Source organism: Rothia sp. HMSC061C12, assembly GCF_001815755.1.
Taxonomy (GTDB): Bacteria; Actinomycetota; Actinomycetes; order Actinomycetales; family Micrococcaceae; genus Rothia; species Rothia mucilaginosa.
Genome location: NZ_KV821850.1, coordinates 1 through 15910, shown reverse-complemented (window position 1 = coordinate 15910; position 15910 = coordinate 1). Strand labels below are relative to the sequence as shown.

Here is a 15910-nt window from a genome sequence, read left to right as displayed (position 1 = left end):
TATGCGCGTATGCCGCATAAGGCATACACGATATACCTTATGCGGCGCGGTCGTACTGGGCACGCATTGCGCGGCGGCAATCACGACGCTCACGCTTGAACTTCTTACACACAGCCTCCGAATCGGCAAACATGTAGAAGTCCTCCGGCTCAGCCGACAGACCCAAAGTCGACAGCTCAACCAGCGACAGCATCGCGTAGAACATCTCGCGGCGCAGCTCAAAATTGCAGGCACCCGGAGCGGACTCCACCGCAAACACGCCGCCGGTGCACTCCAGCGCGCGCATCGCCCAGTGCTGAGTCCACAGGTCACCATTGACCGGGCTCACGCCCAGACGAGTCAACGCCAAGCCGGTACCCTGCACACGCTCAAAGCGCAGGCACATCTCCAGGTCCTTCTCCAGGGGGAACACGAACAGCAGAGCGTTCTGTGCCGCCGCACGCAGCTCAGTCAAGTTCGCCTCGTAACCGGAAGCACCCTGAGTCAGGTGACGCATCACGCGGCCCATCGTCGAAGACGCCGGCGCGGTGCGGAAGCACGAACCGTCAGCTACCAGCTGCTCCAGAACGCCGCGGAGCTCCTCCACGTTGAAACGCTCCATACGGACGATGGTGCCCGCCTGCATCAGCAGGTTGAACTCTGCATCACGGCACAGCTGCTCATCGGCGGTGCAGGAAATCTCTGCGTTTGCGTACTGGCTCTCGTGAGTGGTGTTGTCCATGACCGTTCCTTCCGTAGATGCTGAATCAACCTAGCGGCAACACCGCAGGAGACGGTGTGCCCGGTCGGAAGGATCGTCCCTTCCAACACCTACACTCTATGAGCGACCCCTGACACGATAAGCAGTTTTTAATCTACCCCGGGGTAAAACTGGGAAAATTCTGAAAAATTCTGAAACCACCCGTGAAACCCAGCGAAGCCGCCCGTGAAACCTAGCGAAACCCCGTGAAACAGAGAAAACCGGGTGCCCCCAGTTGGGAACACCCGGTCACTCATACGGAATAAGACGGCGCAACTAGCGCTGACGGTGCAGCAACCACAGCATGTACACGCCACCCAACGCGCCCGTCACCAGACCCACCGGAATCTGGAACGGCGCCAACGCACGAGCCGACACAAAATCAGCCAGCACCAAAATCACCGAACCCAACAGCGCCGAATGCCACATCGCCATACCCGGAGTGTTCCACAGGCGGCGCGCAATCTGCGGGGCAACCAGCGCCAAGAAACCAATTGGGCCCGCAACAGAAATCGCCACAGCCACCAGGAGCACGGCAGCCGCCACCAGCAGGTTCACGGTCCTCTTCACCGGCAGGCCCAAACCCGCCGCCAAATCGTCGCCGAGCTCCAAGACGCGCAGGCGATGCGTCAGCATCAGCACCAGCGGAATCGCCACCAGCAGCAGCACCGCCTGCACCGACACCTGATTCCACGACAGCGCATTTAGCGAACCGTGTTGCCAGGTCTTCGCCGCCTCCGCCTTCTCCAAATCACCGCGTGTGATTAGGTAATCGTTCACTGAACTGAGCATCGCACTCACCGCAATACCGATTAGCACCATCTTCTGACCCATCGTCGCGCCACCGCGCGCACCCGCCAGAAGCATCACCACAGCCGCCGTCGCAAAACCGCCAATAATAGCGCCCATGCCCATACCCACGCCGGTAGAACTCAACGACCCAATCAGCACCACAGACAGGGCACCGGTCGCCGAACCCACCGTGAAGCCGATAATATCCGGCGAACCCAGAGCATTACGCGAAACTGACTGAAAAATAGCGCCCGACAAGCCCAAAGCCGCACCAACCACCACGGCGGCAAGCATACGCGGCAGACGCTGATTCAACACCAGCTGACGCTCAATCTCCGTGCCCTCACCCTGAAAAATCAGGCGAAACACCTGATCAGGGCTCATCTGATAACTACCAAACACCAGGGAGGCGACCGCCGCCACCATAAGCACCGCCACCACCAGCAGGGTACGCGGAATAGGGGTGCGGTAACGCCCCGGGATACGCACAGACCCGGCTACAGAACGAGACACAACGCTCACAATAAAACCTCTCAGAAACCGGGACCTACGAACCAAACGCGCCAGATGAACCAGACGAACCACGCGCAACAGGGCGCTGAGCACGATGCGGACCGTGCTCCGACACATGAGCTGGACCCGATTCATCGTGCGCCTGCGCCTTCGCACCCATGCGGCCCTTCTTCGCACCGCGCGCACCCGTACTCAATCGCAGCACCAGAACCATTAGCACCGGGGCACCAATAAAGGCGGTCACAATACCCACCTCAAGCTCACTGGGCATGACCAGAACGCGACCCAAAATATCGGAGGCAAGTACCAGCACCGGGCCGTACACCAGCGACAGCGGCAGCACACGCGCAATATCGGAACCCACCAGCAGACGCACCACATGCGGCACGACCAGGCCCACAAAACCAATCGGGCCCGCAACCGCAGTCGCCGCACCACACAGCGCCATAATCGCAATAATCGTCGCGCCACGGACCATTGTCACCGGCACACCCAGGCCGGCTGCCGCATCCTCACCGAGTGCCAGGGCACGCAGAGGACCGATCAGCATAAACGACAGCACCAAACCCAACGCAACAAAGGGCAGCGCAGACAGCACCTGCTCAAAGGTGCGGTTCTCCAGCGAACCCACCACCCAGAAACGGTGCGAATCAAAAGCCTTCGAATTAAACATCGTGATAATGCCGGTAATCGTGCCCAGGCAAGCGTTCACCGCCACACCCGTCAGCACCAGACGCGCCGTCGAATCCAGGTTCTGCTTAGAATCCACCAGACCCATGACGAACACCAGCGCCGCCGCTAGACCCGAACCCAGTAGAGCCAGCCACAGCTGAACGAACGGGGAGGACACCCCAAAAACGCCCACACCCACCACTACGGAGGCGGCAGCACCCGAGTTCACACCCAGCAGACCCGGCTCAGCCAGCGGGTTACGGCTCAACGCCTGCATGAGCACACCCGACACCGCCAACGCGGCACCCACCAGCAACGCCGCGGCGGTACGCGGGGCACGCTTCGCCCAAATCAGCTTCGACTCAATAGTGTTCGCCTCCGGGTGGAGGAAACCGTCAATGGAGCGATCCAGGGGGAACATGCGCGAACCCACCGCAAACGACAGGGCGCAAAGCAGCACCAGCAGAACGCCGCCAATAATGAGCGCAACCGCCAGACGCGAGATAGACTTGCCGCCCTGACCGCCCGAGGAGGCGCCAGATACGGCGTCCGAAGAAGCGGAGAGGGCACGAATTTTCGCCAGGGAAGCAGCGCTGACGGTGGAGCCTTCGCTGACGGCGGGTCCGGAAGAGGTGGTGGTCTGTGGTGTCATAGGCTTTGGAGGTGGTGGGGGAGCGGTGCGCTCCCGTGCGGACGGAGGATGCTTAACGTATCAATAGATGAGTATTAAGTATCGCATATGCATATATGAGGTTATCCTAATAATATGGCAAATATGACGAACAAGATCACCCGCCGCTCCTTCGGCGCACTCGCACTCGGTTCCTTCGGTGCCCTTGCCCTGGCGGCTTGCGGCTCCTCCAATACTTCCGGCTCTTCCTCCGCGTCTGCTTCTGCGACCGGTAAGAAGGTTGCACCCTCCGCCCTGCCCTCCGGCATGGGCACCACCACCGTTGACGGCGAATTCCCCCGCACCGTCAAGCACTTCCGCGGTGAAACCACCATCAAATCCGCACCCTCCAAGGTCGTGATTCTCTCCACCGGTCAGCTCGACGGCGTGCTCTCCCTGGGCATCGTACCCGTCGGCGCGGCAACCGCCGGTGACGCCGACCTAGTCCCCACCTACCTGAAGACCAAGTTCTCCAATAAGTCCGCAGAGCTCGACAAGATTGCCAAGGTCGGCAAGCGCACCGACCCGGACGTTGAGGCCATCGCAAACCTCAAGCCCGACCTGATCCTCATCAACAACACCAACAAGAAGGGCGAGCTGTACGAGTCCCTCGCGAAAATCGCGCCGACCGTGGTCACCGAGGGCACCGGCATCAACTGGAAGCAGGACTTCCTGCTGATTGCCGCCGCGCTGGGCACCACCGAGAAGGCTGAGAAGCTCATGGAGGAGTACACCTCCAAGGCGAAGTCGGTCGGTCAGAAGGCTGGCAGCGAGAAGACTTTCTCCTTCCTGTACACTTCCGCTGACCGCACCCGCATCTTCGCGAAGTCCTCGTTCGTGGGCTCCATCTGCGCGGATGCGTCCCTGGCACGTCCCGCAGCTGCGCAGGTTGAGAAGACCTCCATCGACTTGAGCTCCGAGCAGCTCGACCAGGCTGACGGCGACTACCTGTTCTACGGTGTGCAGGGCGGCGATGAATCCAAGCTGACCGGTGAGGCACTGTGGAGCACCCTCAAGGCTGTCACCGAGAAGCACGCGCACAGCGTGGATTCTGACATGTTCTTCCTGAACGCTGGCCCGGCTGCCGCGCTTGGTGTTCTGGAGACCATCGAGAAGGCTCTCTAAAGGTTCTAGCCTCTCGTAGAGATTCGCCGGGAAGCCCCGCATTCTTACCTCTCATGCCCGCGCATGAGGGCGAGGAGGCGGGGCTTTCTGCACGCTTGGCATCTGCTTTCGCACCTGATTGTCGCCGCCGGATGCACTCGTGACCGGAATTGGTGCGCGCCCGCCGGAAATAGGGTCTAATGGGGGTAGAAGGCGCCGCGGTACCGTTGCCTCACGCCTTCACACGGAACATTTCACACCGATTAATTCACCGACGAAACGAGTACATCATGCCGATGAATAACCCCTCCGAAGAGACCCTGGCGCAGGCACGCAGCGTCATTGACGCGCTCAACGAGCGTGGCGCGCGTAAGCAGGCGATTCGACTGAAGGTAAGCAGCCCGGACGCGCCGCTGCCGCAGACCGCCTCCAAGTTTGGTGGCCGCCCGTACTTGCCCGCTGGCGAGTCTGCGCCGACCAATGAGAAGGGCGAACCGCTGGGCATGATCGCGCAGATTAACTGCGCCGACCTGCCCGAAAACGATATTTACCCGGCGACCGGCATGCTGCAGTTCTGGATCGACCCGAACGACGAAGAATGCATGTGGGGGTACGACTACGAGAACCCGCTTTCGCAGAAGAATCACCGTGTTGTCTACTACGAGACGCTGGATGAACCGAACCCGGATGTGCAGTTCCCGGTTCCATTCCCGATCATCGACTGGGGTGATTACGGCTGGCCTTTGGGACCTGAGGGCATGGATGTTTCTGAGGCAACCACCGAGTACGCACTTGCCTTCGAGACCTGGGAACAGAGCTTCCTGGACGGTGGCCTCGAAATCTACGACCAGTTCGCTGACGCCTGGGACGAGATGTACCCGGACCAGAAGCTTCCCGAGAACCCGAACGCACGCGATAACGCCTCCTACAACCTGCTGGAGCCCTTCGAATCGGATGAGAGGGATTACTCGTATATTGGCGGCTACCCTTCGTTCGCGCAGGGTGACCCGCGCGATGAGTTTGAGGAGCTGCGCGGCCACTCGGTGAACCTGCTGACTATCGAGTCGGAGTGGGGCGAGGATGCTGAGGAGGGCGTGTACGTGATGTGGGGTGACGCTGGTGCGGCGAACTGGCTGATTACCCCGGAGGCGCTTGCCGCCCGCGATTTCTCGCAGGTCGTCTTTGAGTGGGCTTGCGGCTAAAGACTGCGCTACTTTCACATCATCAATGAGGAGATTCTAAGATGCTCGACAACAAACCGTTCAAGGACATTGAAAAGCAGGTGAAGCACGTTATCGACCTGCTCAACCAGGAGGGAGCTCGCAAGAAGGCTATCGCTCTGAAGCCCTTCGTACCCGATGAGCCGCTGCCGCAGACCGCATCCAAGTTTGGCGGCCGCCCGTACCTGCCCGCCGGCGAGTCCGCACCGACCAATGAGGCGGGCGAACCGCTGGGCATGATTGCGCAGATTAACTGCGCTGACCTGCCCGAGAATGACATTTACCCGGCAACCGGTATGTTGCAGTTCTGGATTAACCCCAACGACGAAGAGTGCATGTGGGGTTACGACTACGAGAACCCGCTCTCTCAGAAGAATCACCGCGTCGTCTACTACGAGACGTTGGGCGAACCGAACCCGGACGCCCCGTTCCCGAACGTGGACTGGGACGAGGGCGGCTGGCCCATCGGCGGTTTCGACTGTGAGAGCGGCCCGCTCGAGATTGAGTACGGCATGACCTTTGAGGTGCGCGAGCAGGGTGTAACCGCCTCCGGCTACGACTACTACGACGTTTTTGGCGCGAAGTGGGATGAAACCTACCCGGAGGAGAAGCTACCCGAGGCGCACGAGAACCCGTACAGGAACCAGCCGCGCCGCGAGGCCATCTACGAGCTGACGGAGCCTTTCGAATCGGATGAAGAGTACTCCCACATGGGCGGATACCCGTACTTCGTGCAGAACGACCCGCGCGATGAGTTTAAGGAGCTGCGCGGCCACACGGTGAATCTGCTGACTATCGTCTCTGAGTCGGAGAATGAGGAGAACGAAGACGAGGAGATTGAAATCATGTGGGGTGACGCCGGTTCTGGAAACTGGCTGATTACTCCGGAGGCGCTTGCTGCCCGCGACTTCTCGCAGGTCGTCTTTGAATGGGCTTGCGGCTAAGAAGGTCTTAGCTGAATAGCCGCAGGGGAGGGAAATAGAGAATAACCGCTCTATTTCCCTCCCCTTTTGCGTGCCCGTACTACGGCGATGCTTAGGCAGCGCGATACTTACGGTTTTTGCTACGTGGCGGAGCTGTAGCGACAATCAGCTTTGCCTCCACAAGACGGCGCAGGTCATTCGTAATGGACGTACGTGAAGCGCCCCGACCCCAATGTTCCTGGATGTACGCGATGGAAGCCGCCTCGCCCTGCGCACGCAGGCCGCGCACAATACCGGCCTGGCGTTCGCTGAGGCCGTCAAGCGACGCGTCGGTGCCCGAAGGTTTGGTGGTGGTGCCGTCTGAATGTGTGCCCTTGGAGCGGGCAACTCGCTGGGGCTGATCTTCAGGTGCGGTCTTCTGCTCCTTGAAAGACACACCCTGCGGAGGCTGCATCAGAGTGACCTGCACGTAAAGCAAACGGTCAGCAAACTGGGGAGCGGGCAGGCCCGCCTCCTTCAATGCGCGCAGAACCGTGGGAATACCGGAAGCCCTATTCTCTGCAATCAAGCGCCCCGTCCCCGGGTCGGGTAGGTCAGTCAGAATGCTCGCCAAGTAGCTGTTGCGGGTTGAAGAAACACCGGGCTGACCAAAATCTCGGATAGTCACGGCACCGTAAATACCGCCCGGGCTACGCACCACCAAGCGGTTGGTGTAGAGCTCAACCTGCACCTGCGAGCCGCGCGCACCCGGCGAGTAATCGCGGTGCATGAGGGCGTTAACCAAGAGCTCACGGATAGCCTCCAGCGGATACTCGTAGCGCTCAACCCGCCCGATACCGCTGCTGTTGAGACCCTCCATCGTGGACGTTTTGCGCATATTGCGAACCAAAACGCCCATCGCTTCATCCAGCATGGAGGGGATAGGCCCGGTACAGCTGTGATTGTCTAGAAAACGTCGACCATCCTCGGTGACCTCACCCAGTTCTTCACCCGGAAGAACAACAACGCTCATCATCAGCTGCGGGAAGAACGCCTGCGGGTATGAGCCCATGGCGAGAAGCGCCCCAAGAGTGGGCACTTCTCGACCCTCAGAATCGATGCGGAGAATGCGCGCCTGCAGAAGAACCTCACGGTCAGAAAGCGCGGCAAAAACGCGAGGCTGTTCCTCGCGGAGGCGCGCGACGTAGGCGCTGACGAGGGTGGGGGAGAGGTCCTTGAAGCTTGCCTCGCTGACAAGTTCTTCGTCGTAGCGGGGCTGGCTGCGGTTCTCTAGGATGCGGTCAATCTCGTACTTGGTGAGGCGAATATCCGCCTCACCAACACGCTGGTAGGAGCCGTTGTACATGCCGTGTGCTTCGATGTAGTAGGGCTTCTGCGTCGGGTCGCCGGGGAGTACGTCGATGCGCACGATACGGTGCTGCTCGTCTGCCGCCTCAATTTGAATATCTACCGGGGGTCGAGGCGTGATCTTGGAACGGATTGCCTCAACGGATGCGTCGTGGACTGCCTGTGCGTTGAAACCTTCAACCGGTTGCAGACCTTCTGCCGGGTCGGTCAGGCCAAGAAGAATGGTGCCACCGTCGCCGTTAGCGAAGGCGCTAACGGTTTCAAGAACGGACTTGGGGAACCCGCCAGCTGCAGCTTTGACTTCTACTCGCCCGTTTTCAGCCTGGCTACGGCGTAGGTTTTCGATGAGTTCGGCGGTGTTTGTTTCCATGCATGCTCCCGATGGCTACTTCTTGGTGAACGTTATAGCAACGTCATAACAGCATCATAACAATTTCTGTTATGAAGTTGTTATCATCCTGCGATGATGTTGTTATGATGGGATATTTTCCTCGCGTCTTGAACCTTGAAAACCCCGAAATTACAGGCTAAAACCGGGTATTTTGCCGGCGCTGATTGAGCGTGCATCATAACAGCCGTCATAACAACTTCTGTTATGACGGCTGATATGACGCCCCGCTAAGACCCGTACGGCAGTCCCCGCTCACCAAAAACCGCCCGTCATAATCCGCAATAAACGACATATAGGTACCCGCACTTGGTGCACCCCGCCGCCGGTGGCACAGTATAAAGTCGAGCCACTATCGACTCCCCGCACACAGGCGGGCAGATACACCAGGAGCAAACCAATGGCTGAACACACTTTCGGCTTCCGCACCCGCGCACTACACGCGGGCGGCACCCCCGACGCTGAACACGGTGCCCGCGCGGTCCCCATCTACCAGACTTCCTCCTTCGTCTTCAAAGACGCTGACGACGCCGCGAACCTCTTCTCTCTGCAGAAGTACGGCAACATCTACTCGCGCCTGTCCAACCCGACCGTCGCCGCGCTGGAGGAGCGCATCGCCTCCCTCGAAGGCGGCATCGGTGCGGTAGCGACCGCATCCGGCATGGCTGCCGAGTTCATCACCTTCGCGGCTCTGTGCCAGCAGGGCGACCACATTGTGGCATCTTCCCAGCTGTACGGCGGCACCGTCACCCAGCTGGACGTGTCTCTGCGCCGCTTCGGCATTGAGACCACCTTCGTGCCCGGCACCGACCCCGCCGACTACAAGGCGGCCCTGACCGAGAACACCAAGGCGATCTACACCGAGATCGTGGCGAACCCCTCCGGTGAGGTTGCCGACCTGGAAGGCCTCGCAGAGGTCGCCCACGAGGCGGGCATCCCCCTGGTCGTGGACGCAACCCTGTCCACCCCCTACCTGATCCGCCCCATCGAGCACGGCGCGGACATCGTCATTCACTCGGTCACCAAGTTCCTGGGAGGTCACGGCACCACCCTCGGCGGTATCGTCGTCGAGTCCGGTCGTTTCAACTGGGGTAACGGCAACTTCTCGTCCATGACCGAGCCGGTTCCCTCCTACAACGGCGTGTCCTGGTGGGGTAACTTCGGTGAGTTCGGTTTCCTGACTAAGCTGCGTTCTGAGCAGCTGCGTGACTTCGGTCCGTCGCTGAGCCCGCAGTCCGCGTTCAACCTGCTGCAGGGTGTTGAGACCCTGCCGCAGCGCATGGATGCGCACCTCGCCAACGCTAAGCAGGTCGTCAACTGGCTGGTTGAGGACGAGCGTATCGCCTACGTGAACTACGCTGGCCTGGAAGACCACCCGCACTACGAGCGTGCGAAGAAGCTGCTGCCGCTGGGTGTTGGTTCCGTGTTCTCCTTCGGTGTGAAGGCGACCGAGAAGGCTTCCGGCCGTCTGGTTGGTGGCGAGTTCATTGGTGCGCTGCAGCTGGCAAGCCACCTGGCGAACATTGGTGACGCCCGCACCCTGGTTCTGCACCCGGGTTCGACCACTCACCAGCAGCTGACCGCTGAGCAGCTTAAAGCTGGCGGTGTCGGTGAGGACCTGATCCGTATCTCGGTGGGTCTGGAAGACGTCGAAGACATCATTTGGGACCTGGACCAGGCGCTGACTTACGCGACTGGCCTGAACCACGCCGGTGAGCGTGTGGGCGAGTCCAGTGCAGACAAGATTGTGGAGGCTGAGGAGGCGGTTGCCGCCGCTAAGGCCGCCGAGGACGCTGCCGCCGCTGAGGCTGCTGCTGGCGCATCCTGCTCCCTGCCTACTACCACTCAGGAGGAGAAGTAATGACTGAGAAGCGTACCTGGGTGGGTCCTTCCGCCCCTGAGCGTCTGAACATTCTGCGTAATACCCGCACCATCGCGATTGTGGGTATGAGCGATAAGATTTCGCGTGCCTCCTACTTCGTGGCGACGTACCTGCAGTCGGCGTCGCCGTACAAGCTATACTTTGTGAACCCGATTCTGGCGGCAAAGGGCAAGCTTGTGCTGGGTCAGCCGGTGTACCCGTCGCTGCAGGACCTGCCGGAGGTTCCGGATCTGGTGGAGATTTTCCGCCGTAATGAGGACCTGCCGGGCGTGGTTCAGGAGGCTGTGGACCTGGGCGCGAAGACCGTCTGGATGCAGCTGGGCTCCTGGAGCGAGGAGGCTGCCGCGATTGGTGAGGCTGCCGGCCTGAACGTGGTGATGGATAAGTGCGTGAAGATTGAGCACGCGCGTTTCCACGGTGGCCTGCACCTGGCTGGTTTCAATACGGGCGTGATTTCTTCGAAGCGTCAGGTGCTGTCGAAGTAGCCTGTGCTGTATAAGCCGCGGCTGTGGCTTGTAATTACAAAAATTAGGCGCTTGCAAGCGTTTGAACGGAAGGGGCGTACCCGGGGTGATTCCCGGGTGCGCCCCTCCTTCTTTGATGCTGACGCAGTGATATAAGCAACCATAAGATGACCAGGGAAAATGCCCAGATTCCTTGAGAGCGTGTAGCTCCAATGTTATTGTTGTAGTAACAGTCCCCCCTCCGCCTCTGATTCAAGCGCATCTCGAGGGGGTCCTTTTTTATGTTCGGTTCTACGGCGAGCCGAGTAAGGAGAGCAGTGGTTTTGCCCAAGGAATCGTGCGTATTTCTGCCTTCAATAGAGGACCAGAGGAAATACCTTATTGCCAAGGGTTACTTTCCTCAGGGAACGACCCTGAGCGATGATGACCGAGATATGCTTGCATGCTCTAATTTCCACTACCTTCTGGGATACTTTCGTAATTACAACAAATACAAGAGCGAAGGGCTTCTACCCGAAAACCCAGGCATCTCGGATGTTTTAGATATTGTGCGCATGGATGTGGAGGTCTCTTCCCTCCTGTACGGGTACATGAGGCAGAGCGAACAAGCGATTCGAGCTGCATGGGTGGACGTATTCTGCGCTTATCGTAGCCCCCATGAGTACCTCAACCCGAATGCATATATCTGCATGAATCAGGACAGGTCAGTAGATGCGCTCATCAAAGATATGATGCGGCATATCCTGCGATACCGTGAACCGTATGTTCGTGAGCGTGTTGAGGAGTGGTGGAAATCCTGCGCTAAAAGTTCCTCTAAAAACCCCTCTGAAAACTTGGACGACTGGGAAGACGTTGAGGAGCTTCGAGAGATGATGCAGAAAGAGCTTCCCCTGTGGTCTGTTGTTGATTCGTTTTCTTTGGGACTTCTCTCTCATGCAGTGGTCCAAAGTTATGCATCAGAAACCTCTGCTGACTCTGGAGATCCTGAAAAGATGTTGCTCTACAAAAAGACAGCAGAGCGTATGGGGGTGAACCATAAGCACTTTGAGGGCCGTCTTAGGTCTCTGACCACTCTGAGAAACCGCGTAGCTCATGGTTCTCGCCTCTGGATGATGCCGACGACCGACACCCCTGCAAAGCCTAAAATTTTTGCCAAGGACCTTCGCAATGCGGACCCGAAGGGTATGTTGGTCAGCTTCGCTAACGTCGCCCTTTTGCAGGGAAACACCCGTCGTCAGAGGGAGGCGTGGAAAGCGATAAAAGCTTTAGTGGAGCAGAATGAGAGCTACTGCGTTGGCGTAGGTTCGCAGAAAATCTTCTAAAACAGCGACAGTCCTGCAGCTACCTCGCATTATGATGCTGGCGTTCTCATGGGGCTAAGAGAGAGGCGTACCCGGGGTGATTCCCGGGTCCGCCCCTCCTTCTATGCCCGGTGTAATACCCGTGTAATGCCCGGCAGGGCATCCGGCGCGTTTAGGCGAGATTGAGGGCGCAACATCGCCCCTAGTGGAGGGCAGTTCAGCTTTAAGGTAAACCTACCCTTATGTTCTGGGGTGCTGAGCCGGTATCCTAGTGTGGAGCCCGGCGGCCGGTACTCAGCACACACGCGTACCGACCGCCGGGTCTTTTCACGCGCGAAATATGACGAAATATATGTCTAAAATGTCGAAATATAACGCCGTTTTTTAGTCATAAAAAGTCACTCGGTCACAGAAAAGAAAAAACTAGTCAGCTCCCAAAAAGAGTTCTAAGCTAGCAATATATTTATCCCCCGCATTTTATGCATAACCTTAGCCGAGGACAGCATGACCGGATTTACGACGAAGGCAATTCACACTACGGACCGCGACAACCCGTACGGCTCCATCCTGCCTCCGATCTACACGACCACCACCTACGCCCAGCCCTGTGACGGCACCGAAGGCCCCTACGACTACCAGCGCGGCGGCAACCCCACCCGCGCGGCCCTCGAAACCACGCTCGCAACCCTCGAAGGCGCCAAGCACGCCTTCGCCTACCCCTCCGGAATGGGTGCCACCGCTGCCGCCCTCGGTATCCTCAAGGAAGGCGAGACCCTGCTGCTGGGCATGCCCTCCTACGGCGGCACCTACCGCTTCGCGACCATCGAGCTGCCCGCCCGCGGCGTCAAGACCCGCTTCATCGGCGACTTCACGGCCCTCACCGACGAGGACTTCGCCGACAACGTGACCATGGTGTTCCTGGAGAGCCCCTCCAACCCGCTATTGCGCGTGAGTGACATCGCCGCCATCGCCGAGATAGCGCACCGCAACGGCGCAATCGTGGTCGTCGACAACACCTTCATGACCCCGCTGCTGCAGAAGCCCCTCGACCTGGGCGCAGACATCAGCGTGCAGTCCGCCACCAAGTACCTGGGCGGTCACGCCGACCTACTCGGAGGCGTCGCCGCAACCAACGATGACGCGCTCGCCGAGCGCCTCTGGCACCTGCAGATGATTACCGGCGCAATGCTTTCGCCCACCGACTCCTACCGCCTGCTGCAGGAGGTCAAGACCCTCAAGCTGCGCCTGACTCAGCAGCAGAAGAACACCATCGAGGTCATCAACTACCTGGAGGCGCACCCCGCCGTGAAGCGCGTGCTCTACGCGGGTTCGCACAGCGAGTATGAGGCGCAGGTGCACGCCCGCCAGGCGAACGGCCTGGGCGCGCTCATCTCCATGGAGCTGGTGGACGGCGCAGACCTGCCCGCCTTCCTCGAAGCCCTGAAGATTTTCACCCACGCGGTGAGCCTGGGCGGTATCGAGTCGCTGGTGGTTCGTCCCGCGCTCATGGTGCAGGCCGCCTACACGCAGGCGCACCGCGACGAATACGGCGTGAGCGACAACCTCATCCGCCTGGCCATTGGCATCGAGGAGATTGAGGACATTATCGAGGATTTGGAGCGCGGCCTGACCGCGGCCCTGGCGCATCAGGCATAGTCCCTGAACATGAGGCACCGCACGACCGTATCGCGTGATTCGAGGTGCCCCAAATACGCGGTGTAATGTCACCCATAATAATTACTCAAAATACCCGGATTAACGTATTTCTTTCAACGTAAAAGAATGTTTTTAATGCGGGTATTTTGTGTACCCTCACCGCATTTTTATATGACGTTGCGTGAACATATTAACCCCCGTGAAGTTTAGCTAGAACGGCATAAAAAATGCGGGTAGGGTAAATCTCAGATACACGACGACACACACAGCTACACCCGCGTTCGGGGTAGCCCGAACAGAGGAGAACCACCATGAGCCAACAGAACCAGCTCGAACCGACCGGTTTCACGACCCGCACCATCCACGCCGTGCACGATGCCCGCTACGATGCGTCCGTGCCGCCGGTCTACCTGGCGAGCACTTTCGGTACCGCAGGTGAGGACACCACCTACATGTACCAGCGCGGCGCGAACCCCACCCGCGATAACCTGCAGGCGACCCTCGCCGCGCTCGAAGGGGCTGAGCACGCCTACGCGTACCCCTCCGGCATGGCGGCCACCGCGGCGGCCCTCGGCGTTCTGGAGGCGGGCGACACCCTGCTGCTGGGCATGCCGACCTACGGCGGCACCTACCGCTTCGCGACCACCGAGCTGACTAAACGTGCTGTGAAGACCCGCTTTATCAGCGACTTCACGGCCCTGAGCGATGAGGACTTCACCCCGGACGTGAAGGTCGTCTTCCTTGAGACCCCCACGAACCCTACCTTGCAGGTCACCGATATTGACGCGGTTGCGGAGCTGGCGCATCGCCACGGCGCCCTACTGATCGTGGACAATACCTTCATGACGCCCTACCTGCAGCGTCCCCTGGAACTCGGCGCTGACATCACCGTGCAATCTGCCACCAAATTCCTGGCCGGCCACGCCGACCTGCTCGCCGGCGTCGCGGCCACGAACGACCCCGACCTGGCCATTCTGCTGCACCGCGGTCAGCTCGTCAGCGGCGCGCTGCTGCCCCCGATTGACTCCTACCGCCTGCTGCAGGACGTGAAGACCCTGGCCCTGCGCCTGGAACGCCAGCAGCAGAACGCCCGCGAGCTTATCGAGTTCCTCTCCGAGCGTCCCGAGGTCGAGAAGATTTTCTACGCCGGCAACTCCTCCGAGGAACAGGCGGAGGTGCAGTCCCGCCAGGCCCGCGGCATCGGCTCCGTCTTTTCGCTGCTGCTCAAGGACGGCGGCGACGCGCAGGCCTTCGCCCGTTCCCTGCCCATCTTCGTGAACGCCGTGAGCCTGGGTGGCATCGAATCGCTCGTGAGCCTGCCCGCGCACACCACGCACGGCGCCTACGCCCAGGAGCACCGCGACGAGTTCGGCGTGGATGACCGCCTCGTGCGCCTGGCAATCGGCATTGAGGATGTTCAGGACCTCATCGCGGCCCTGGAGATTGGTCTGAAGGCCGCCTTCGCCGGCTAGGTTCGTGCCGCCGGTTCATACCGCTGGCGAACGTCGCCGATCCATACCGCAGATTTCAACTTTCACACCACACATCAACGTAGATTAAGGAACCAAGAATGACCGTTCTCAACACCTCCGCCGTGCTGAACCGACGCTCCCTGCTACTGGGCGCGGCCCTCGCCGGAACCACCGGCCTGCTCGCCGCCTGCTCCGGCGGTAACAGCTCCAGCTCGGGCTCCGCACAGAGCTCCTCCAACCTGCTGGAGTCCATCAAGTCCGCGGGCAAAATCCGCATCGGTGTGGAGGGTACCTACCGCCCCTACACCTACCACGACGCCTCCGGTAAGCTCGCCGGCTTCGAGTACGACATCGCCGAGACCCTCGCCAAGGACCTGGGCGTGACTGCCGAGTACATCGAAACCCCCTGGGACTCGCTTATCGCCGGCGTGGACGCGGGCCGCTACGACATCGTGCTCAATAACGTGGCACCCACCGAGGAACGTAAGAAGAAGTACGATTTCTCCGTGCCCTACGCGCACTCCCGTGCCCGCGTGGGCGTGAAGAAGGACTCGAGCCTGAAGAACGCCTCCGAAATCTCCGGCCATAGCGCCGCCCAGAGCGCCACCAGCAACTACCGCAAGCTCGTGGAGGAACGCGGCGCCACCATCATCGAAGTCACCGGCTTTGACGAGGCTATCGAGCAGGTGCTCACCGGCCGCGCTGAGCTGACCGCCAACGACTCCGTGTCCTTTGCCGAGTACTTCAAGGAGCACCCGGACGCCAAC

At 59.9% G+C, this 15910-nt stretch carries 13 protein-coding genes; 9 read left to right on the top strand and 4 right to left on the bottom strand.

What is annotated here, in order from left to right; translation table 11 throughout:
• Nucleotides 1-37 precede the first annotated feature (37 nt).
• The 3 genes from HMPREF3055_RS03180 to HMPREF3055_RS03170 all read right to left on the bottom strand — a co-directional run bounded on the left by HMPREF3055_RS03180 (nucleotide 38) and on the right by HMPREF3055_RS03170 (nucleotide 3368).
• Complete coding sequence (locus HMPREF3055_RS03180) at nucleotides 38-721, bottom strand: hypothetical protein (protein WP_049350446.1); 684 nt, start codon at nucleotides 719-721, stop codon at nucleotides 38-40.
• Between the two features lie 294 nt (nucleotides 722-1015).
• Nucleotides 1016-2053 (bottom strand): FecCD family ABC transporter permease, encoded by a 1038-nt coding sequence (locus tag HMPREF3055_RS03175; protein ID WP_083318006.1) that lies wholly within the window; start codon nucleotides 2051-2053, stop codon nucleotides 1016-1018.
• Nucleotides 2054-2078: 25 nt separating this feature from the next.
• The gene (locus HMPREF3055_RS03170) at nucleotides 2079-3368 is read right to left on the bottom strand and encodes a FecCD family ABC transporter permease (RefSeq protein WP_070737900.1); all 1290 of its coding nucleotides are present in this window, start codon (nucleotides 3366-3368) and stop codon (nucleotides 2079-2081) included.
• Between the two features lie 123 nt (nucleotides 3369-3491).
• Between HMPREF3055_RS03170 and HMPREF3055_RS03165 the strand changes: the two genes are divergently transcribed.
• From HMPREF3055_RS03165 to HMPREF3055_RS03155, 3 genes are all read left to right on the top strand, one after another.
• The gene (locus HMPREF3055_RS03165) at nucleotides 3492-4511 is read left to right on the top strand and encodes an ABC transporter substrate-binding protein (protein WP_070737935.1); all 1020 of its coding nucleotides are present in this window, start codon (nucleotides 3492-3494) and stop codon (nucleotides 4509-4511) included.
• Between the two features lie 269 nt (nucleotides 4512-4780).
• Nucleotides 4781-5692 (top strand): YwqG family protein, encoded by a 912-nt coding sequence (locus tag HMPREF3055_RS03160; RefSeq protein WP_070737896.1) that lies wholly within the window; start codon nucleotides 4781-4783, stop codon nucleotides 5690-5692.
• A 41-nt stretch (nucleotides 5693-5733) separates the two neighbouring features.
• Complete coding sequence (locus tag HMPREF3055_RS03155) at nucleotides 5734-6654, top strand: YwqG family protein (RefSeq protein ID WP_070737893.1); 921 nt, start codon at nucleotides 5734-5736, stop codon at nucleotides 6652-6654.
• Between the two features lie 91 nt (nucleotides 6655-6745).
• Here HMPREF3055_RS03155 and HMPREF3055_RS03150 read toward each other — a convergent pair whose 3' ends face one another.
• The gene (locus tag HMPREF3055_RS03150) at nucleotides 6746-8350 is read right to left on the bottom strand and encodes an ATP-binding protein (RefSeq protein ID WP_070615444.1); all 1605 of its coding nucleotides are present in this window, start codon (nucleotides 8348-8350) and stop codon (nucleotides 6746-6748) included.
• A 418-nt stretch (nucleotides 8351-8768) separates the two neighbouring features.
• On the opposite strand from HMPREF3055_RS03150, the gene HMPREF3055_RS03145 reads away from it, so the two are divergent.
• From HMPREF3055_RS03145 to HMPREF3055_RS03120, 6 genes are all read left to right on the top strand, one after another.
• Entirely contained in the window at nucleotides 8769-10229 is a 1461-nt protein-coding gene (locus tag HMPREF3055_RS03145; RefSeq protein WP_070634267.1) for an O-acetylhomoserine aminocarboxypropyltransferase/cysteine synthase family protein, read from the top strand.
• The gene (locus HMPREF3055_RS03140; protein ID WP_005509183.1) at nucleotides 10229-10735 is read left to right on the top strand and encodes a CoA-binding protein; all 507 of its coding nucleotides are present in this window, start codon (nucleotides 10229-10231) and stop codon (nucleotides 10733-10735) included. Before HMPREF3055_RS03145 ends, HMPREF3055_RS03140 begins: the two co-directional genes overlap by 1 nt.
• 296 nt (nucleotides 10736-11031) lie before the next feature.
• Nucleotides 11032-12036 (top strand): Abi family protein, encoded by a 1005-nt coding sequence (locus HMPREF3055_RS03135; RefSeq protein ID WP_070737890.1) that lies wholly within the window; start codon nucleotides 11032-11034, stop codon nucleotides 12034-12036.
• Between the two features lie 483 nt (nucleotides 12037-12519).
• Nucleotides 12520-13671, top strand: coding sequence for a trans-sulfuration enzyme family protein (locus HMPREF3055_RS03130; RefSeq protein WP_049346545.1), 1152 nt, complete (start codon nucleotides 12520-12522; stop codon nucleotides 13669-13671).
• A 311-nt stretch (nucleotides 13672-13982) separates the two neighbouring features.
• Entirely contained in the window at nucleotides 13983-15143 is a 1161-nt protein-coding gene (locus HMPREF3055_RS03125) for a trans-sulfuration enzyme family protein (RefSeq protein ID WP_070737887.1), read from the top strand.
• 98 nt (nucleotides 15144-15241) lie between these two features.
• Nucleotides 15242-15910: transporter substrate-binding domain-containing protein (locus HMPREF3055_RS03120; protein WP_070737884.1), on the top strand; the 669-nt coding region annotated here is incomplete at its 3' end.